The organism is Mycobacterium sp. (assembly GCF_032159565.1).
Lineage (GTDB): Bacteria > Actinomycetota > Actinomycetes > Mycobacteriales > Mycobacteriaceae > Mycobacterium.
Window position 1 is genome coordinate 1 of sequence record NZ_JAVHWR010000197.1, and the last position, 19874, is coordinate 19874.

The following is a 19874-nucleotide window of genomic DNA, read 5'->3' on the forward strand; positions in this document are numbered from 1 at the left end:
GCCAAATGTGTTTATTGGGAACGTTTTCGGAGTACACCGTCGTGCCGACGGCGTCGGTCGTCAAGGTCGACCGCAGTGTCCCGCTGGACAAGGCGGCGCTCGTCGGTTGCGGCGTGACGACCGGATACGGCAGCATGGTCAACACCGGGGAGGCCACCGCAGGCAGCACCGTGGTGGTGATGGGGGTCGGCGGTGTCGGCGTCAACGCGGTTCAGGCGGCCCGGATCGTCAGGGCGCGGCACATCGTCGCCCTGGATCCTGTCGAGTACAAGCGCACGCGGGCAACGGAATTCGGCGCCACGCACACCGCGGCGACGCTCGAGGAGGCCGCGAAGCTGATGACCGGGCTGACCCACGGGCAGAAGGCGGACGTGTGCGTCGTCACCACCGACGTCGCCGAGGGCGCCTACGTCGCGCAGGCGCTGAGCCTGGTCGGCAAGCGAGGACGCGTGGTGATGACCGCGATGGCACACCCCGACGAGAAGCAGGTGAACCTGTCTCTGGTCGATCTGACGCTCTTCGAGAAGCAGCTCCGCGGTTCGCTTTTCGGCTCATCCAACCCGCGCATCGACATCTTCCGGATGCTCGACCTGTACGACTCCGGTCAACTCATGCTGGACGAGCTCATCACACGCGAGTACACACTGTCCGACATCAACTCCGGCTACGACGACTTGCGCAGCGGCCTCAACCTGCGCGGGTTGATCCGGTTCTGATGATCGCGCGCATCGCGGCTGCACTGGCCGCCGCATTCATCGGCTTCGCCCCGATGGCGGCCGCCGAACCGCCTGCCCCACCGGCCCCGATCGTCCCGCCGCCGGTTCAACCGGCCAACATCGGCGACCTGAAAACCGAGGCGACGCACTACTACGACAGCGGCGCATATCTCACCGACCTGCAGCAGGCCGCGTGGCCGGCCATTGCGTGGCTCAATGAAGAAGCCCCGCGGGTGAACCGCCCAGCCGTCGTCTTCGACATCGACGAGACTGCGTTGTCGAACTGGGAAGCCATCAAAGCCGACGACTTCGGCCGCGTCATCGGTGGATCATGTGTCCACCTGTCGCAAGGCCCGTGCGGCTGGCAGGAATGGGATCTGCGTGCGCAGTCGACGGTGATCCCGCCGACGATGGATGTCTACGACACCGCGAAGGACCTGGGCGTGGCAATCTTCTTCATCACCGGACGCCCCGAGTCGCAGCGCGCGGCGACCGAACGCAATCTGGCCGCCGTCGGATACACCGGCTATACCCTTTTGATCATGGAACCTGCTGACGCACATTATCTTTCGGCAGCCGACTTCAAGGCGCCGCAACGGCAGACGATCGAGTCCGAGGGCTACACGATCGTCGCCAACATGGGCGACCAGCCGTCGGACCTCGATGGCGGGTTCGCCGAGCGCACGTACCTGCTGCCGAACCCGTTCTATCGCATCCCGTGACGGGTCAACCCACGAGCTGCCTGGACAACTCCTCCAGCGACTGGCGGGCGTAGCCCTTCCACAGCTTGCCGAACACCGGCAGCAGGAACGCGGTGAGCCCACTGCGCGGGTAGATGGTCCACCGCCACGTCACGTTGGTGCCCGCGCCGATCGGCTCGAAGATCCACTCGCCGTCGACGTGGTCGACCAACGGTGACAGGGGACCCTTGACCTCGGACAGCGTGTACCCGAACGAATGGGGTGCATCGAACCTGGTCAACTGTTCCTGCATGCTGCCGCCGCCGACCAGCACGACGGTGCGCGACTGGCCGACCGCATCCCAGTCGCCGGTCTGGTTGCGCGTCTCCTTGATCGGCGGGATCGGGCCGTACCAACGCCGGAACAGCTCGGGCAGCGGCATCGGGACCATGTCGCCGAACACGCTCTCCTGGCCCATCGCTATGGTGCGGGACTGATCGACCACCAACGGCTTCGTCATGACCCGAGATTAGCCGAGCCCGGGAGCCGCCTTGCCGCTGATCAGCGGGAGGTCGAGCATGGTCAGGATGCCCGGCTCGGCCGCGCACACCGCGGGCACCGAGTTCACACAGTGCGCCGCTGTGCCGACGATGCCGTATTCCGGGCCCTCACCGCCGATCTCGGAGTGGAAGCCGTGGACGGCGATGGTGATGTCCGGATTGCCACGGACCTCCATCTCGTACCGCTGGCCACCGGGCCCGAATGTCCATGCGGGATCAAGGTTTTCCTCACCCATCAGCCAGTTCACCGTCACGCGCACGACGGGCTCCCCGTCGACGAGTGCCTCCCAGTGGAACTTGCGGCCCGCGACCTGGCCGGGCTCGAGGACGCCCAGCGGCGAGTCGATCGGCGCGGTGGCCAGCGCAACCTCCTGCGTCGCCCGCACTTTCGGGTCGGCGTTGAACCCCATCTTGGCGACGACCATCTTCACGGCCTGGATGAAACCGCTGTCGAGCATCTTCTGCATCGGCCCGGTCAGCGCCTTCTCGGGGACCTCTCCGAAGCCCATGACGTGCCGGAGTACATCGGGTGCGTCGTAGCTTCGCAGATCGGAAAACTCCTCTGCGCGAACGAAAGTCACGCCCGTCGAGAATGCGGAGAACAGCAGCGGAAACTTCTCGCTGATGCCGCCGGGCGCCATGCCTGTGCCGTGCAGGGTGGCGTTTCCTTCCAGTGCCGCTTCACGCATCGGCGCGGCGCTGCGCTCGCTGGGGTAGAGCCAGCCGACCGGGGTGACGACGTTCTTGCCCGACCGCAGCAGCGCGGCGACCTCGTCGGGATCGGCCATCAGCGGTGCATAGATCACCGCGTCGGCGTCAAGGGCGACGATGTCGTCGATGATGTCCGTGGCGATGACGCCGAGCGGCTCGGTCCCGATCAGGTCGCCGATGTCGCGGCCCGCCTTGTCCGCCGAATGCACCCAGCAGCCGACAAGCTCGAGTTCCGGGTGCTCCAGCACGCCCTTGATCGCCGCGACACCGACGCCGCCGGTGGCCCATTGCACGACCCGAAGGCCCATGTCGTTCCTCCCAGGAAAGCCGCAAAACTAGAACACGTTCTACTCAGGTGTACACCACTTCCCGCCGAGGCACGTCACAATTGCGGTGATGGCCGAGAAGGGTGCCGAGTTCGGCGTGCTGGGACCGCTGCAGGTCTGGGTGGACGGTGCGCCGGTGCCGCTTGGTACGCCCAAACAGCGGGCGGTGCTCGCCATGCTGCTGATCAATCGCAACCGGCCCGTCGCAACCGATGCGTTGATCGAGGCGGCGTGGGAGCAGTTCCCGCCCCCGGAGCCACACGCCAGCCTGCATTCCTACGTGTCCAACATCCGCAAGCTGCTGGGCCGTATCGGTGTCGACTCCCGTACTGCGCTGGCGAGCGCTCCGCCGGGATACCGGTTGAGCGTGCCCGAAAATGGCTGTGACATAGGTCGATTCGCACTCGGTAAGTGCGACGGAGACCGCATCCGGATCTGCGACCACCAGTTCGTCCTCGAAGTTCAGCCCCCAGAGGTGTAGTTGTTTGCGGTGTGACGCACGATCCGGGGCATTAGGGTGTATTCGCCGGCAAATGCGACAAGGAGCGACCGATGAGCGGCACCGAAGGCGACTCGCGTGTGGGCACCGAGTTCGGCCGCTACCGGCTGCGTCGACTGCTCGGCAAGGGCGGCATGGGTGAGGTCTATGAGGCGGAGGACACCGAAAAGGACCGCATCGTCGCGCTGAAGCTGTTGCCGCAGGCGGTGTCCCACGATCCCGTGTTCCGCAAGCGGCTGCAGCGGGAAGCGCACTCGGCGGGCCGACTGCTGGAACCCCACGTCGTTCCGATCCACGACTACGGCGAGATCGACGGCGTGATGTTCGTCGACATGCGCATGATCGACGGCACAGACCTGCGCAAGGTCCTGAAGAACTACGGTCCGATGACGCCTGCCCGGGCCGTGGCGATCGTGCGCCAGATCGCGTCGGCGCTCGACGCCGCCCACGAATCCGGCATCATGCACCGCGACGTCAAGCCCGAGAACATCCTGCTTACCCGCGACGACTTCGCGTACCTGGTCGACTTCGGCATCGCCAATGCCGCAACCGACGAGAAGCTGACCGAATTGGGCACTGCCGTAGGGACATACGCCTACATGGCACCGGAGCGGTTCACCAATGACGAGGTGACCTACCGGGCGGACATCTACGCGCTGGCGTGCGTGCTGCACGAATGCCTGACCGGGGCGCAGCCTTACCCCGCCGACAGCGTCAGCGTGGTGATCACGTCGCACCTGATGCAGCCGATACCGCGGCCGAGCGTGATGCGGCCCGGCATTCCGGCCGCCTTCGATCAGGTGATCGCACGCGGCATGGCCAAGAGGCCCGCCGACCGCTATGCCAGCGCAGGCGATCTCGCGGCGGCCGCCAACGACGCACTGACAAAACGCGATCAGGATCAGGCCGCGAACATCCTGCAGCGCAGTCAGGAGGCGACGATGCCGGGCATCGCCGGTGCCATCGGGACCGCGTTGGCCACCCCGGCCGGCGTCACGCCGTCTCCGTATCAGACCCCTCCGCCGGTGCCGCCAGAGCACACACCGCCACCGCCGCCCACTCCACCGCCGTTCCCCGCCGCCGCCCCGTCCGCGGCGCACGGGCAGTGGAACACTCCGCCACCGGCTCCAACCCGGCAGAAGAGTACGGCCTGGATCCCGTTGGCCGCCGCCGGTGCGGTGTTCATTGTGGTCCTCGGCGCCTTCGGCGTGTGGTGGGTCCTCAAGAAGGACGACTCGTCTGGCAGAAGCGTCGCCACCAGCACCTCGACGACGCGCGCGACCACCAAGACGAGGGCTCCGAGCACGACGCCGCCGGTGAACACCGCCAACTTCGACGCCAAGCTGCTCGCCGTGTTGCCCGCCAGCTACGACGACGGCGTCTGCGAACCCGCCCACCCCCCGGCCACCGGCGCCCTGGCCACGGCGGACTGCGGCCAAGCCAATGTGCCCACCGGTCCGAAGGTGGCGCGGTATTCGATCTTCGCGGACCAGACGACGCTGGACCAGCATTTCAAGGACGCCGTCGCGCAGAACACCGAGCTGGTGAAGTGCCCCGGCAGCGACCTCGACTCGCCAACGGCATGGAACTACAACGCGAACCCCGACGAGGTGGCGGGCCAGGTCGCGTGCGGCACCTACGACGGCAACCCCGACGTCACGTGGACCAAGGACGCCGACCTTCTGTTGGCCGACGCGCAGGGCAACAACCTCGAGGAGCTGCATCAATGGTGGAACGACTTCGGCTGAGCAATCGCTGCTGACGGCTCCAAGAATCTTCCAAGAATCCATCAAGGGCGCCATCCGACGCTGATGTCACACCGGCACAGAGCCGGGGAACGAGATCCTCGCCAACACCGACCTCACCACCAACCAGGCCGCCGTCTTCGTTGTCGAGTCCGTCTTCAACTACTGCCCCGAGCACACGTCGCTGCTCCCCTGACCTCTCTCACCCGGCCTCATCGATAGGGCATCTAGACAGTTCGCTTGCTTTGTGTTTCTGTCGATCGCAGGACAGCGAAGGGACGCAGGAGATGTCAAACAAGGTTTTCGTCGTCGGAGTCGGGATGACGAAGTTCGAGAAGCCCGGCCGCCGCGAGGGCTGGGACTACCCGGATATGGCGCGCGAATCGGGCACGAAAGCACTCGAGGACGCCGGCATTCACTACTCGGAGGTCGAGCAGGGCTTCGTCGGCTACTGTTCGGGTGATTCGACGTCCGGCAACCGGGCGCTCTACGAACTCGGGATGACCGGCATCCCGATCGTCAACGTGAACAACAACTGTTCGACGGGTTCGACGGCGCTTTTCCTTGCGGCGCAGACGGTTCGCGGCGGACTGGTCGACTGCGCGATCGCACTCGGCTTCGAGAAAATGGCGTCCGGCCCGCTGCAGGGCGGCGCCGAAGACCGTGAGTCACCCCTCGGTCGTCACGTCAAGGCGCTGGCCGAGATCGACGAGTTCGCCTTGCCGGTCGCACCGTGGATGTTCGCCGCCGCGGGCCGTGAGCACATGCGCAAGTACGGCACCACCGCAGAACATTTCGCCAAGATCGGCTACAAAAACCACAAGCATTCGGTGAACAACCCGTACGCGCAGTTTCAGGAGGAGTACACCCTCGACGACATCTTGGCCGCCCGGATGATCTCGGATCCGGTGACCAAGCTGCAGTGCTCACCCACCTCCGACGGGTCAGGCGCAGCGATCGTCGCCAGCGAGGCGTTCGTCGACAAGCACGGTTTGGCGGGTCAGGCCGTGGAGATCGTCGGGCAGGCGATGACCACAGATTTCGACAGCACTTTCGACGGCAGCGCGAAGAACGTCATCGGTTACGACATGAACGTCCAGGCGGCCCGGAAGGTCTACGACCAGTCGGGCCTCGGCCCGTCCGACTTCCAGGTGATCGAACTGCACGACTGCTTCTCCGCCAACGAACTGCTGCTGTATGAGGCCCTGGGCCTGTGCGACGAGGGTGAGGCGCCGAAGCTGATCGACAACGGCGACACCACCTACGGCGGACAGTGGGTGGTCAATCCCTCCGGCGGGCTGATCTCCAAGGGCCATCCGCTCGGCGCGACCGGGCTCGCGCAATGCGCGGAGTTGACCTGGCAGCTGCGCGGCACTGCGGACAAGCGTCAGGTCGACAACGTCGCGGCGGCGCTGCAGCACAACATCGGGCTCGGCGGCGCCGCGGTGGTGACGGCCTACCAGCGGGCCGAGCGCTAGCAGCGGGAGACTTTTCGCCGCGAGCAGACGCAAACTCGCACATTGCGGCCGCAATTTGTGCGAGTTCGCGTCTGCTCGGCAATCGACCGGTTGCCCACAGACGCGCGTTCATCCCCAGTTGGCCGCCACGTAGGTGCGCGAGGTCTGTCGCTGAGCTCACCATCCCTACGTGCAACCCGACGCGTCAGCGCTGATCGCGCAAGCCGGAGGCATCGCGACCACCGCGCAACTGCTGCCCGTAATGACTCGCCAACAGATCGACGTACAAGTGAAGAAGGGGAATCTCCTTCGCGTATGGCGCGGCGTGTACGCCAGGGAGGCACCCGACCTATTGCGGCGCCTGGCGGCGCTTGACGCCTTTATGGGGCAGAAAGCAATCTGTTGTATGGGCACGGCCGCTGCGCTCTATGGCTTCGATGTCCAGAACTCGAGCGCAGTCCACGTGCTGGATCCGGGTGTACGGATGCGGTCCACCACCGGCCTAATCGTTCATCAGCGAGTCGGCGCGCCGCTGACGCGCGTCGCCGGCCGGCTGGCGACGGCTCCGGCGTGGACTGCAGTTGAGGTCGCACGCACGCTTCGACGCCCGCGCGCTCTGGCGGTGCTGGATGCCGCAATTCATTCGATGTCGTGCGGCCGCGCCGATCTCGAAAACGCTGTTCGAGAGCAAAGTGGACGCAGGGGCATAGTCGCGGTTCGCGAGCTGCTGGATTATGCCGATGGACGCGCTGAGTCCGCCATGGAGAGCGAAGCGCGGTTGGTGATGATCGACTACGGGCTGCCAACGCCCGAGCTCCAATATGAGATTCGGGGGGCTGACGGCGAGACGTGGCGGGTTGACTTTGCGTGGCCGGGCCACTGGGTCGCGGCAGAGTACGAAAGCATCGCGTGGCATGTTGGTCGGCGAGAAATGCTCAGAGACAAAGGACGGCTCGCGAAGATACAAGAGCTCGGTTGGACCGTGATCCCGATAATTGTCGACGACGTGCGTAGGCACCCCTGGCACCTCGCCGACCGGATCGCCAGCCACCTGGCTCGGGCAGAGCTCGCTAGTTAAGGCGAGCAGACGCGAACTCGCACAAATCAAGCCAAATGTGTGCGACTTTGCGTCTGCTCGCGAGAGAACGTCAGTCGCGCTGTTCGACGATGTCGTAGGCGTTGTCGGCGTAGCGCGCCCTGATCGTCTTCTTGTCGAACTTCCCGACGCTGGTGAGCGGCACCTCGTCGATGAACGCCCACCGCTCGGGCAGCCACCACTTGACCACCTTGTCGCCCAGGAACTTCTTCAGGTCCTTTGCGCACACATCGGCGCCCTCGCTGACGACGACGACGGCCAGTGGCCGCTCCTGCCATCGCTCGTCGGGGACTGCGACTACGGCTGCCTCGGAGACCGCGGGGTGGCCCATCAAGTGGTTCTCCAACTCCACCGACGAGATCCATTCGCCACCGGACTTGATGACGTCCTTGGCCCTGTCGGTGAGCGTGACGAAGCCGCGCGCGTCGATGCGGCCGACGTCACCGGTGTGCAGCCAGCCGTCGGCGAACTTCGACTCGTCGCGGTTGCGGTAGTAGGCGGCGGTGATCCACGGGCCGCGCACCTGCACCTCGCCGACCGCCTTGCCGTCGTGCGGCAGCGGATTGCCCTCGTCGTCGACGATCCGCGCCTCCACCCCGCACACCGCACGGCCCTGCGTGGCGCGTTGCGCCCAATACTGGTCGCCGTCCGCGTCTGGCAACGGCCGCGCGATCGTTGCCAGCGGCGAGGTCTCTGTCATCCCCCACGCCTGCAGGATGGTCACGTCGTGCTCCTTCTGGAACGCCTTCATCATCGCCGTGGGTACCGCCGACCCGCCACACGTGACGAGCCGCAACGACGAGATATCGCGTCCGGGAGCACTTTCGAGGCAATGCAGAACATCGTTCCAGATCGTCGGCACCGCGGCGGCCACCGTCGGTCGTTGCGTTTCGATCAGGTCGATCAGCGATTTCGAGTCGAGGAACCGGTCGGTCATCACGATGTCGGCGCCCGCCATCAAGGCGCCGTACGGCATGCCCCACGCGTTGGCGTGAAACATCGGCACGACCGGTAGCACCTTGTCGGCGAACGCAAGGCTCACCCCGTTGGCGGTATTGGTCATCATCGCATGCAGGTAACTCGAACGATGGCTGTAGACAACACCTTTCGGGTTTCCCGTCGTTCCGCTGGTGTAGCACATCGCGGCTGCGGACTTCTCGTCGACATCCGGCCAGTCGAACTCGGGCGACTGGCCTGCGAGCACGTCGTCGTAGCGCACCACCGTCTTGCCCGACTCCGACAACGCCGAGACATCGCCGTCGCCGACCACGATCACGGTGTGCACCGTCTCCAGCTGCGGCAGGACAGCCGCCAGCTGCGCGACCAGCGACACGTCGGCGATGACGACCTGATCTTCGGCCTCGTTGGCGATGAACGCGATCTGCTCGGGCGACAGCCGGATGTTGAGCGTGTGCAGCACAGCGCCCATCGACGGCACGGCCATGTAGGCGACCAGGTGCTCGGCGTTGTTCCACATGAACGTCGCCACCCGCTGATCACCGGAGATGCCCATGCCGCGCAACGCATTCGCAAGCCGGGCGGCCTGCTGCCCGACCTCCTTGACGGTGGTGTGCCGATAACCGTCGCCCGTTGCCGTCGTGACCGTGCGGTCGCCGTGCAGATCGCAGGCGTGCCGCATGATGGCGGTGATCGTCAGCGGGACGTCCTGCATCGTGCTGTCCATCGGGTTTCCCTCCGACTTCGGGCGCCATGCCCGGCGCGGCCAGATGACGCGATGGTAATGCGCCGATCAGGCGATGTCGGCGGTTCCGTCCGATGGCGATTGCCCGCGCCTGCGGCGCCACCCGTCGAACCAGCGGAAACGGCGCTCGACCGGGTGCGGCGGCGCTCGGCGTACGCTGCGCAGCCGGTCGAGTTCGATGTGCTCGAGCGGCTCGACGCCGACGGCCTCAAGCGGCCTGCCCTCCAGCGAATGCAGGCGTGAGTCCGGGGTCAGCAGGGCGTCCTGCCAGCCACCGGGAACACCCACGATCCCGTGCGCCCTGGCGGTGTCGCGCAGCACGTCGCCGAGTTCGGCGGCCAGCAACTGGCGCACCAGGTCGGCGCCGTGCCGCGGGTTGGCCAGCATCCACGAGTGGTAGGCGCCGGGTACCCGGTACAGCGTGGCGTCGGCGCGCTCTGCCATGTCCTGCGCACTCGCGAACGGCACTACCAGATCCTTCTCGCCGTGCACGATGATGGTCGGCACGCCGTGCTCGCGCATCGCCTCCAACAGCGGCGTGGAGTCGCCGGAGGCGATGATGGCCCGCACAGCGCCGGGTAGCCCGAGCGGCGTCCGCACATTGCGGGCCAGCGCGCCCGCCATCTGCCTCATGTAGCGCTTGCGTTCGGGCGCGGGCAGCCGGCGCGGATCACCTGGGGCGTCGTACGCGGCGTTCAACAACGCCCGCGCCGCCCGGCGGGGTGACCGGACCGGCGTGCTGATGGACTCGTCGAACGGCGTGCCCGCCGCGGCGTTCAACAGCACCGCGGCCAGCACCCGCTCGGGCGCGGCGGCCGCCAACTGGATGATCATCCGGCCGCCCATCGAGTGGCCCAAGAAGACGGCCTTGCGCACGCCGAGTGCATCGAGCGCGCGCAGGGTCAGGTCGACACGATGGGTCAGGTCGGCCTCCTTGCGGGGCAGATTAGGGGTGAAGCCGTGGCCCGCCGCGTCGAGGGCGACGACGAGGAACCCCATCCCCGCCAACCGGCTCAGCAATCGCACGTAGGCCCGCCCGCTGAGGGCGATGCCGTGCAGGAAGACCAGCGGCACGCCCTGGCCGCCCACTGTGACGCCCACCCTGTGCCCGTCGTCGAGCGTCATGACGTGGTGGGATAGCCGGATCCGGGTCGCCGTGGCCGGCTGGGAAGCGACCGATGTCTGAACCACACCATCATGGTTGCTCATCCGAGCGAGCGAAGGCCAACCCCGCGGATGTGGGGTTGATTACGGTTGCGCCGCCCGGCGATGAACCTCACGACGAGCGTCTTGGTGATCGTTGGGAACGAAATGAGTGTCGCAGGCGATCTATTTGAGGGATCATTGCCTGAGCAAACGACGAGAGGTGCGGTAATGGGTAAGAAGTGGACGCTCGCAGCTGCCATTGTTGGCGCGTGCGCAGCGATGACCGTGCCCGCAGGCATCGCGTCGGCCGAGGAGGACGCACAGGCGACCATCAAGCGGCTGCAGGACGAGGGCTACACCGTCAACATCGACCGCACCGGCAGCGCGCCGCTGAGCGAATGCGTGGTGACCAATGTGCGCAATCCGAAGCAGGTAACCCAGTGGGTGCCCTACATCGGCCCCGGCCGCAATGGCTTCGGCGGCGACCGCGCGCTTGTCCTGGATGTGGTCAGCCAGTCCATCTCGGTGACGCTGGACTGCAACCGCCGCTGATTAAGGCTTGATCGCAGCGAAGGCCCGGCCGGTGGCGGTACCGGCCGGGCCTTCTTCACTGCGCGCCCTACGCCGGTGCAGGGACTTTCGCGCCGCCCGTGAGCGCGGGCTGGTCCTGCTCTTGGCCGCGCGGGCTCGGGTGTGATGTCGCCGGCCGGGCGGCTCCATGGTCGTCGTCCACCATCGTCAGCTCGTCGAACGGATCGTCGCCGCGCAGCACCGCGTTGACCTTGTCCTTGTCGACGGTCTTGGTCCACGACCCGACCAACACCGTGGCCACGGCGTTGCCGGAGAAGTTGGTGACCGCTCGCGCCTCCGACATGAACCGGTCGATTCCGACGATCAGTCCGACGCCGTCCAGCAGATCGGGTCGGTGGCTCTGCAGACCGCCGGCCAACGTGGCCAGCCCCGCGCCGGTGACACCCGCCGCGCCCTTGGAGGCGACGATCATGAACACCAGCAGGCCGATCTGCTCGCCAACCGACATCGGGCTGCCCAGCGCGTCGGCGATGAACAACGACGCCATCGTCAGATAGATCGCGGTGCCGTCCAGGTTGAACGAGTAACCGGTCGGAACGACGACTCCGACGGTGCTGCGGTCGACACCCAGATGCTCCATTTTGGCGATCAGTCGCGGCAGCGCGGATTCCGACGAGGACGTCGAGAAGATCAGCAGATATTCACGCGCGAGGTAGCGCACCAGCTTGAAGATCGACACACCCGAGACCACGCGCAGGATCGTGCCCAACACGCCGAACACGAACAGCACGCAGGTGATGTAGAAGCCGAGCATCAACGTCAGCAGTTGCGTGACCGCGGTCCAGCCGGTCTGTCCGACGACGTTGGCGATCGCGCCGAACGCGCCGATCGGCGCCAGCCACAGGATCATCACCAGAATTTTGAACACCAGCTTCTGAAGATGCTCGATGCCGCGCAGAATCGGCTCCCCCGGGGCGCCCATCGCCTGCAGTGCGAAGCCGACCAGCAGTGCGACGAAAAGTGCTTGCAGCACATTGCTTCCGGTCAATGCCGACAGCAGCGTGTCCGGGATGATGTGCGCAACGAAGTCCGTCAGCCCGCCCGACTCGTGCGCCTTCTCGGCCAGTTCGGCGCCCTTGCCCGAGGCGCTTTCCGACAGGTGCATGCCGCTGCCGGGATGGATGAGGTTGCCGACGACCAAGCCGATCGCCAGAGCGAACGTCGACATCACGAGGAAGTACACGAACGCCAAGCCGCCGACCTTCCCGACGGTCGCGGCCTTGCGGACAGACCCGATGCCCAACACGATCGTGCAGAAGATCACCGGGGCGATCATCATTTTGATCAGCGCGACGAACATCGTGCCCAGGACGCCGACGCTTTTGCCCACATCGGGCGCGAGGATGCCGACCGCGATACCGACCAGCACAGCGGCGATGACGGCGATGTAGAGCCAATGCGTACGGTCCTTGCGGCGCGGCGGATCCGGCGGCTCAGCTACCGGGGGCTGGCGTTCGATGACTGTCATGTGTGGACTTACCTTCCAGGTCGACATCGAATGTGATGTGCAAGTAGGTTCCGCCAGCGCGTGAGCCGGGTCACGTTTTAGTTCATTACGTTCAGGCGCCTTGCGGTGAGCTCAATGCGCACAAGCCGTGGAACGCGCACTCTGCGGGTTGTGCGCACAAGCGAGCCACGGTGACAGCCGGTCCATACCTTCAGTCGTGGCACTTCACCCGAATGTCGCCAACACCGAAGGAGAATCGACATGAAGAAGAACCTCGTCCGCCTCGTCGCGGGTCCCCTGGCGGCCGCAGGACTGGCCGCCGGCGCCTTGGGGTTGGCCGCTGCGGCCGACGCCGACGACCCCGTGAAAGCCGCTCCTGACCTGTTTTCGGCGCACACCGGTCCGGCGCTTGCCAATGCGCACCTCGTCGATGAACCTGATCGGGCCACCAACCCCGGTGCCGGGACGGCCAAGCTGCACCGTGCTGGATGACTGATCCGCACCGGCCAATCCGGCCGCCCGACCAGTAGCGGACTGCTTTCATTGCGTGGTGGACAGCGGCGTGGAAGACGTGGCCCGTGCAGTCACGACACCCGACGGCGAGTATCTCCAGGTTGGGGATACCAACGGTCCGCTCGTGGACGCCGCGACGAAGAACGGGTTGCGCCTGATCTGCGTGGACGGACCGGGCACCTCTGGCAGGGACTCGACGACACACTCGTGCCCGACAACAGGGCGGTGGCCAGCGCCGTTCGGCATCGCGGCCGGGGAGATGAGCAGGCCTTGAGCAGGTGGTGGCCGAAGTCACTGGCGACGCAGGCGATCGCGCTGCAGATCCTGGTGATCGCAGTGGTCGTGTTGGCAGGCACTGGTTTGGCAGTGCTCGACGCCCGACAGGACGCCGACGCCGCCGCACGCCAGCAGGTGCTCGCCATCGCGACCGCGCTGGCCGACTCACCGTCGACGGCCGTGGCCATCGAATCCGGACGAGCCACAGAAGTTCTACAGCCCGTTACCGAGGCCGTCCGGACCAACACCGACATCGCGTTCATCACGATCATGTCGCCCGACGGAACGCGCTTCACCCACACCGATCCCAACCAGATCGGCGGTCACTACCTAGGCACCATCGAGCCGGCCATCCGCGGCGAGGCGTTCACCGAGGTCTACACCGGCACACTCGGCCCGTCGGTGCGCGCGATCGTGCCGGTGCACGACGGCTCCGGCAGGCTCGTCGGTCTGGTGGCGGCAGGCATCACCCAGCAGACGCTGGCCGAGCGCTGGCGATCACAATGGCCCACGATTGCGGCGGTCAGCGTTGGGGCGCTGGCGATCTCGTTGGTCGGCGTGTGGGCGATCCGGCGACGGCTGCTTCGGCAGACCCACGGGTTACGCCCAGGCGAGCTTCGGGTGATGTACGAGCACCACGATGCGATCCTGCATTCGGTGTCCGAGGGACTGGTCGTGCTCGACCGCAACGGGGTGGCGCTCGTCAACGACGAGGCGCGGCGATTGCTCGGCCTTCCGCCCGGCCCCGTCGCCACCTCGGACCTACCCGAGTTCCTGCGCACCTACAACCCGGGCGCGCGCGACGAGGTGCATGTCACCGACGACCGCGTGCTCGTGGTCAACCGCTCCCAGGTGGACAACCGGTCGCAAGACTCTGAAGTGGTGACCATCCGCGACCGCACCGAATTACAGGGCGCACTAGGCGAATTGAGCTCGCTGCAGGTTCTCGCCGACTCGCTGCACTCGCAGGCGCACGAGGCCGCCAACAAGCTACACACGGTGATCACCATGGTCGAGATGGGTCGTGCCGACGAAGCGGTCAGGTTCGCCACCAATGAACTCCAGCTGTCCCAGCAATTGGTCGATCGTCTCTCGGCCGATGTCGCCGAGCCCGCACTTGTCGCACTGCTTCTCGGCAAGGCCGCGCAGGCCGACGAACGCGGCATCGAGTTGTCCGTCACCGAGGACACCCATCTGCCGTCGAACATCGATGACGTGCCACTGTCCGGCCAGGAGATGGTGACCGTTCTCGGCAACTTGATCGACAACGCCATGGATGCGTGCGATCGCGACAACCCGTGGGTCGAGGTCACCGTCAGCCAGGACGACCACACCCTGCTGCTCCGCGTGGCCGACAGCGGCTCTGGCATGGACTCCGCCGCCTTCGAGAAGGCCATGCAGCGCGGGTACTCGACCAAATCGGGCGTCGACACCGGCCAGCACGGGCTCGGATTGGCCCTCGTCGCGCAAGTTGTCAAGCGTCACAACGGAACCCTGACCGCCGACGTGACATACGGTTCAGTGGTGACGGTCACAGTGAGTGACTCGTGATCAGTGTTCTGATCGTCGAGGACGAGCCGTTGATCGCCGAGGCGCATCAAGCGTACTTACAACGGCTGGAAGGGTTTTCGGTCACGGCGGTGACCCACACGGCTCGCGACGCGATGAGAGCGGCTGCCGCTGCAGCGGCGAACGAGTCGCCGATCGACCTGGTGCTGCTCGACATCGGGCTTCCCGACGCGAGCGGCATCTCACTGGCGTCCGGTTTGTCGGGTCTGCGGCCGGCACCGGACATCATCGCGATCACGTCCGAACGCGATCTGGAGATGGTGCGCGCCGCGGTCGGCCATGGCGCACTGGCGTACCTGCTCAAGCCGTTCACGTTCGCGGCGTTCCGCGACCGGTTGGAGCGCTACCAGCGCTACCGCGAGGCGTTGCCCGCGGGGACCGACGCAGCCAGCCAGGCCGAAGTCGACCGTGCGCTCGCCGAATTGCGGGTGAGTGCCGACCGATCCGCGGCTCCGAAGGGGGCCGCCGCAGGCACCAACGACGAGATCGCCCGTGCGGTAAGGGATTCGCCCGACGGGATGACCGCCGACGCGGTGGCCAAGCACGTCGGAGTCTCCCGTGTCACGGCGTGGCGCTACCTCGAGCGCCTCGCCGACGAGGGCACCGTCACCCGGCACACCGACTACGGCAGGGCCGGCAGGCCGAAAACCCGCTACCAGTGGCGCTAAGACCCCAGCCGGTGGACATCGGTTTCGCGCGGCGGTCAGCCGTGGCGAATCGTCTCCGCGCCACGTTCGGCGATGGTGTACCCGGTGGCCAGCGTGTTGTTGGACGGCAGCGACGGCATGACCGAGGCGGGGCGCTGACGGCTAGAGCTAAACGCCCGCCGGCTCCAGCTTGCGAAGCTCGGGTGCGGCGCTCACGTTCAAACTGATCAGCTGATCGGTCACAGCATCGCTTGGATCCGATGCGACCGACAACACCGTGATCGCCCCGGCGTGGTCGGCGATGTACAGCCGGCTGCTGTCGGGGCCGACCGCCACGCACGACGGCTCGGCAACGACGGTCAGGATGTCGACGACGGAATTGGTCTCTGTACATAGCACGGCGACGTGCTCGTAGTCCGCGATGTAGAGGCGCGCGCCGTCGGCGCTGAGTGCCATTTGCATGGGCGCGCCGCCGATGCCCACCTTTGCGGTGATCTCGTTGACGGCGGTGTCGATGATGTCGACGGAGCCGCCCCAATGCGTGTCGAAACTGGCGACGTAGGCCAGCGCGCCGTCGCGGCTCAGCACGATATCCCTGATCGGCGATGCGATGGGAACCTCGCGAATCACGCGGCCCGCCGCCGCGTCGACGACGAACAGCGTGCCGCTGTCGGCGTCGGAGGTGGCGACATACACGATGCGCCCGTTGGGACCGACCCGCACAGCGTCCACCGTGCGACCGAGGCCGTCGGCGATGTCGAGGATGTGTGTCCGACCGAACGTATTGATCACGGCGAGGCCAACGCTGTCGTCGCCCACCCGGCCGACGAAGATCCGCGTGGCGTCCGGGCTCACCGCAACGTCGGTCGCGACGCCCAGAACCTGATGGTTGGCGATGACCTGCTTGTTCTCGGTGTCGATGACCGCGATCGAGTCATAGTGGTGCCCGGAGATCGTCACGTAGGCGCGTCGCCGCGTGGCGGTCACCAGATGCGGTTCGACAGGCATCTCGATGTCGGCATCGACGGTCATTGCGTAGGCGTCGATGACCGAAACACTTTGGTCGCCGTAGTGGGTCGCGACGATTGTGGTGCCGTCGGCACTGATCGCGAGATCGGCGATAGCACCGCGCTCGACATCGACAGTCCCCAGTACGACGAAGTCCGGTTCGACAGCCGCGGCCTTGGTTGCATCCGCGTGGACAGTGTTCTTATGCATGACGGTATTTGCCCTGTTCATCAGTGCTTGTGGCCGGTTGTGGCTTCGTCCGGCGGTGATGTACGTCTTGCGCGCTTGTTCAACGCAGGTCTCGGTCGAGTGTAGCGACGAAAATTCGGCCGCCGAGAAGCCTCGTACACCGATTGTGGCCAAGCTTTAGTTAAGTCTCAGGTAGTGCTTAGGAAATAATTCGTTATCGACTTGTTACCCTTTTTTGGCAAGCCCATTTATGCGCTTGACGTGGGGATACAAGTCTTCAGCAAGCGGCGCGCCCAAATGTGACCAATGAGGTTGAATAACGAATTCTTACTTTTGGCCATCAAAGTGAGATGCAGAACACATAACGTCGTTCCAGCAAACTCGTGTCGCACCCCATCGGTGAACGTGTTGCATCCGAGTGCGTCAGCCGAACCGGCCATGGCGGCCGCGACGCCGTCGAGTGAGCGTTCGCTGGATCCGAACGGGACCGACGCTGCCCGATTCTCCTGATTCGGGCACGACCGACCGTTCAGCGGTGAAGTATCTGATCCGCGGACCGCCGTTACCGAGAGGAACTCATGACTCGCCGACTCGGCACCCTCATCATCCTGATACTGGCCTTGGCCGGTTGCGGGCGTGACGCGTCGCCGCCTGCCGCGCAATCGACGTCTTCGGCGACGGAGGCGACGTCCTCGGCCGTCGCCCAGAATCCGCAGGGAGAAGGCGGCAGCTTCCCCGACCCGTGCACCCTTTTGAGTGACGCCGAGGTCACCGAATTGACCGGGCGTGACATCACTCAGATCGACAGGGACGGTGCCGACGCGACCGCCTCGACTCGCTACTGCCAGTGGCAGCAGTCCTCGGGCCAGCTTGCAGTGTTCCTGTCCCGGACGACAAGCGGCGATTTCACTGTCGCCCAGGCAGACTCGGCGACGATTCCCGGGTTCGGTGACGGCGCATTCTCGCGGGACGGCCATCTCTACGTGCTCGTCGGCACCACCCAGGTCGACGTCTACGCGCGCGGGCGCGACGAGCAACAAAGTCAGGCCGAAGCCGAAAAGGTAGCAGGAGCATTGCTTCCGAAGGTGAGCGCGTTTTCCTGACCGGATCTGACCTCAGAAGGGCAGGCGAATTCCTCCGAGGATCCCGGCGATGTTAGGCAGGGGTGGCGGGGGCGGCAATGCCGGCATCGGCGGCGACGCGGGCAGTTGAGGAGGCGGCGCCGCGGGGATTACGGGCAGCTCCGGCAACACCGGCGCCTGCGCGGGCGGAGCCAGCGGTGCGGCTGGGATGGCGGGCGGCACGAACGCCGGCGCCGGGACGTCCGCCGGCTTCGGCAGTTCCGCGATCGGCGCCTCCGCAGGCGGATCGATCTTGGGCGGCACGATCTTCGGCAGGATGTCCACCCGCGGGAGATCACCCGTGGGCGGGTCACCCTTGGGAAGCTCGACGGGCGCCGGCTTGGGAAGCTCGAGCGGCGCCGGTTTGGGCATGTCGACGGGGGCCGGTTTCGGCATGTCGAGCGGCGCGGGTTTGGGGTCGACGGCCGGAGCGGGCGCGGACACGTCGGCGGCCGCGGGCTTAGGCAGCGCAGCCGGCGTCCACCAACCTGGCGCTGGCGCAGTGACCGGTGTCGCGGGCGCGGCCTTCTCAATGACCGGTGGCGGTGCCGTGATCGACGCAGCGGTCGGGGAAGGCGCCAGCGGCTGCGTTTTCGGCGCGGGAGCGGTCGGTTGCGAGACCAACGGTGCACCGGTGGAGTCGAACGAACCGGCGTTGACGGGCGGTCCGCCCACTCCGTAGGGGCTGCGCTGATCTATCGGTGGTGTTCCGAACGGACGGATGTTGGCGGCCTCCTGTGCGCCGTCATCCATTCCGGTCGGGATCGCGATGATGAAGTTCATGCCGGTCTGCACCGGGTTCGGGAAGTAGAGGATGCTCGCCTGTGTCGGCGCGCCGGGGCTGATCGTCCGGTCGTAGCCGGCTTCCACCAGCACCCGCGTCGGTGCGTCGAGCATCGTCACCACCGGGCTCGGCACGCCCGCATCGGCGAGGGGCATCAGCAACGGCAACCGCCGGCTCGGGATCATGTAGTAGTCGGTGTCCCCGTACGCGCCCTGATACAGCGCATCGCCGAGTCCGACACTCTGATAGTCGCCGTGCAGATATTGAATCCCCGCAATGGCATTGGCGGTCGCGAACGGATTGAGCGGGTTGTTCGGGAAGTCCGACCAGCCGTCGTACTGACGCGTGACGTCGACGGTCTTGAAGTTCGTGTCGGTGGGTGTGGCGCCGTCGAAAGTGATTCCGGCAATGGGCACTTTGACACCTTCGAAGCGCTCGAGGATGCCACCGTTGGGACGGTTCGGGTTGCCGATCAACACGAACGACACCGGCAGTGTCGAGCCTGACGCGGCGAGGTTGGCTTTCTGGATCGAGGCGATTCGCGCGCTCTGCGAGTAACCGAACACGACCATCGACTCGCCGACGGGTTGCGCGTTGATCGCCTGGTCGAGATTGACCACACCTTGGCCGACCGACTGGTCGAAGGGCATCGCTCCTGATACCGGCATGAACTGCTCGGGTGTGCTGACCGCTGTTGGCGTGCAGGACTCGGCGCCGCAGAACCCGGTCAGCACGATGTAGTCGTTGTTGGCGTCGGTGGTGTAGCTGTTGATGAAGTCCGGGCTGTCCTGCGGGCTGCTCAGCGGATGCCCGGTTCCGCCCATGATCAGCGCCGTCGCAGTGAGCGCAACCAGCACAGTCATCGTCTGCATGCTCGCCAGCACGACCGTGGAGGCGATAGACAGCGCGACGACACCGGCGGAGTAGAAGAGACGGCGCACGGCAAGCTCCAGAGGCAGTTATCGCAGTGGACGCCCCCGCGCGCCGAGCCGCTCCCATGTGGCTCAAGTGAATTCTGCGACTCGATTGGTTTGCCCGCAACCGATTGCGCAAAGTCACAGCCGGACACGTTGCACCGTAGATGCTCCGGA

General features: G+C 66.0%; 18 protein-coding genes and 1 pseudogene. 12 read left to right on the plus strand and 7 right to left on the minus strand.

Translation table 11 applies throughout. From position 1 onward, the window contains the following. Both QOC76_RS26830 and QOC76_RS26835 read left to right on the plus strand, forming a co-directional pair. On the plus strand, nucleotides 1-716 hold a 716-nt coding region (locus QOC76_RS26830; RefSeq protein ID WP_526362210.1), incomplete at its 5' end, for a zinc-binding dehydrogenase. Beyond that, entirely contained in the window at nucleotides 716-1438 is a 723-nt protein-coding gene (locus QOC76_RS26835; protein WP_526362212.1) for an HAD family acid phosphatase, read from the plus strand. The genes QOC76_RS26830 and QOC76_RS26835, both read left to right, overlap by 1 nt. Before the next feature lie 4 nt (nucleotides 1439-1442). Here the strand turns inward: QOC76_RS26835 and QOC76_RS26840 are convergent, their stop codons facing one another. Together QOC76_RS26840 and QOC76_RS26845 are read right to left on the minus strand one after the other, a co-directional pair. Then, nucleotides 1443-1916 carry an SRPBCC family protein gene (locus tag QOC76_RS26840; RefSeq protein ID WP_526362214.1) on the minus strand — a complete coding sequence of 158 codons (474 nt, stop codon included), beginning with the start codon at nucleotides 1914-1916 and terminating at the stop codon, nucleotides 1443-1445. Nucleotides 1917-1925: 9 nt separating this feature from the next. After that, nucleotides 1926-2975, minus strand: coding sequence for an NAD(P)H-dependent amine dehydrogenase family protein (locus QOC76_RS26845; RefSeq protein ID WP_526362216.1), 1050 nt, complete (start codon nucleotides 2973-2975; stop codon nucleotides 1926-1928). 88 nt (nucleotides 2976-3063) lie between these two features. On the opposite strand from QOC76_RS26845, the pseudogene QOC76_RS26850 reads away from it, so the two are divergent. From QOC76_RS26850 to QOC76_RS26865, 4 genes and pseudogenes are all read left to right on the plus strand, one after another. Then, nucleotides 3064-3414, plus strand: a pseudogene (locus QOC76_RS26850) (AfsR/SARP family transcriptional regulator); the annotation flags it as partial. A gap of 131 nt (nucleotides 3415-3545) precedes the next feature. After that, nucleotides 3546-5240, plus strand: coding sequence for a serine/threonine-protein kinase (locus tag QOC76_RS26855; RefSeq protein ID WP_526362218.1), 1695 nt, complete (start codon nucleotides 3546-3548; stop codon nucleotides 5238-5240). A 284-nt stretch (nucleotides 5241-5524) separates the two neighbouring features. Continuing rightward, nucleotides 5525-6715: a thiolase family protein gene (locus QOC76_RS26860; RefSeq protein ID WP_526362220.1), complete on the plus strand. Its 1191-nt coding sequence runs from the start codon at nucleotides 5525-5527 to the stop codon at nucleotides 6713-6715. A gap of 169 nt (nucleotides 6716-6884) precedes the next feature. Next, on the plus strand, nucleotides 6885-7772 hold the full coding sequence (locus tag QOC76_RS26865) for a type IV toxin-antitoxin system AbiEi family antitoxin (protein WP_526362222.1): 888 nt from the start codon (nucleotides 6885-6887) through the stop codon (nucleotides 7770-7772). A gap of 70 nt (nucleotides 7773-7842) precedes the next feature. Here the strand turns inward: QOC76_RS26865 and QOC76_RS26870 are convergent, their stop codons facing one another. Together QOC76_RS26870 and QOC76_RS26875 are read right to left on the minus strand one after the other, a co-directional pair. Next, on the minus strand, nucleotides 7843-9474 hold the full coding sequence (locus QOC76_RS26870) for a long-chain fatty acid--CoA ligase (protein WP_526362224.1): 1632 nt from the start codon (nucleotides 9472-9474) through the stop codon (nucleotides 7843-7845). A 66-nt stretch (nucleotides 9475-9540) separates the two neighbouring features. Next, nucleotides 9541-10701, minus strand: a complete 1161-nt coding sequence (locus QOC76_RS26875; protein WP_526362226.1) for an alpha/beta fold hydrolase — start codon at nucleotides 10699-10701, stop codon at nucleotides 9541-9543. Nucleotides 10702-10866: 165 nt separating this feature from the next. On the opposite strand from QOC76_RS26875, the gene QOC76_RS26880 reads away from it, so the two are divergent. Then, nucleotides 10867-11190 (plus strand): hypothetical protein, encoded by a 324-nt coding sequence (locus QOC76_RS26880; protein ID WP_526362228.1) that lies wholly within the window; start codon nucleotides 10867-10869, stop codon nucleotides 11188-11190. A gap of 67 nt (nucleotides 11191-11257) precedes the next feature. Here QOC76_RS26880 and QOC76_RS26885 read toward each other — a convergent pair whose 3' ends face one another. Continuing rightward, the gene (locus QOC76_RS26885) at nucleotides 11258-12697 is read right to left on the minus strand and encodes a dicarboxylate/amino acid:cation symporter (protein WP_526362230.1); all 1440 of its coding nucleotides are present in this window, start codon (nucleotides 12695-12697) and stop codon (nucleotides 11258-11260) included. Between the two features lie 240 nt (nucleotides 12698-12937). On the opposite strand from QOC76_RS26885, the gene QOC76_RS26890 reads away from it, so the two are divergent. From QOC76_RS26890 to QOC76_RS26905, 4 genes are read left to right on the plus strand one after another with little or no spacing between them, the layout of a single operon-like run. Beyond that, nucleotides 12938-13168 carry a hypothetical protein gene (locus QOC76_RS26890; protein WP_526362232.1) on the plus strand — a complete coding sequence of 77 codons (231 nt, stop codon included), beginning with the start codon at nucleotides 12938-12940 and terminating at the stop codon, nucleotides 13166-13168. Between the two features lie 58 nt (nucleotides 13169-13226). Beyond that, nucleotides 13227-13463: a hypothetical protein gene (locus QOC76_RS26895; protein WP_526362234.1), complete on the plus strand. Its 237-nt coding sequence runs from the start codon at nucleotides 13227-13229 to the stop codon at nucleotides 13461-13463. Continuing rightward, the gene (locus QOC76_RS26900; protein WP_526362236.1) at nucleotides 13460-15016 is read left to right on the plus strand and encodes an ATP-binding protein; all 1557 of its coding nucleotides are present in this window, start codon (nucleotides 13460-13462) and stop codon (nucleotides 15014-15016) included. The genes QOC76_RS26895 and QOC76_RS26900 overlap by 4 nt, the downstream gene beginning before the upstream one ends. After that, a complete protein-coding gene (locus tag QOC76_RS26905) occupies nucleotides 15013-15702 on the plus strand; it encodes a response regulator (RefSeq protein ID WP_526362238.1) in 690 nt (229 codons plus the stop codon). The genes QOC76_RS26900 and QOC76_RS26905 overlap by 4 nt, the downstream gene beginning before the upstream one ends. 147 nt (nucleotides 15703-15849) lie before the next feature. Here QOC76_RS26905 and QOC76_RS26910 read toward each other — a convergent pair whose 3' ends face one another. Next, complete coding sequence (locus QOC76_RS26910; RefSeq protein WP_526362240.1) at nucleotides 15850-16899, minus strand: MmpL3/TtfA transport complex stabilizer; 1050 nt, start codon at nucleotides 16897-16899, stop codon at nucleotides 15850-15852. Nucleotides 16900-17456: 557 nt separating this feature from the next. Here QOC76_RS26910 and QOC76_RS26915 point away from each other — a divergent pair. Then, entirely contained in the window at nucleotides 17457-17981 is a 525-nt protein-coding gene (locus tag QOC76_RS26915; RefSeq protein ID WP_526362242.1) for a DUF3558 family protein, read from the plus strand. A gap of 12 nt (nucleotides 17982-17993) precedes the next feature. Here the strand turns inward: QOC76_RS26915 and QOC76_RS26920 are convergent, their stop codons facing one another. Then, a complete protein-coding gene (locus QOC76_RS26920; protein WP_526362244.1) occupies nucleotides 17994-19724 on the minus strand; it encodes a PE-PPE domain-containing protein in 1731 nt (576 codons plus the stop codon). Nucleotides 19725-19874: the final 150 nt, after the last annotated feature.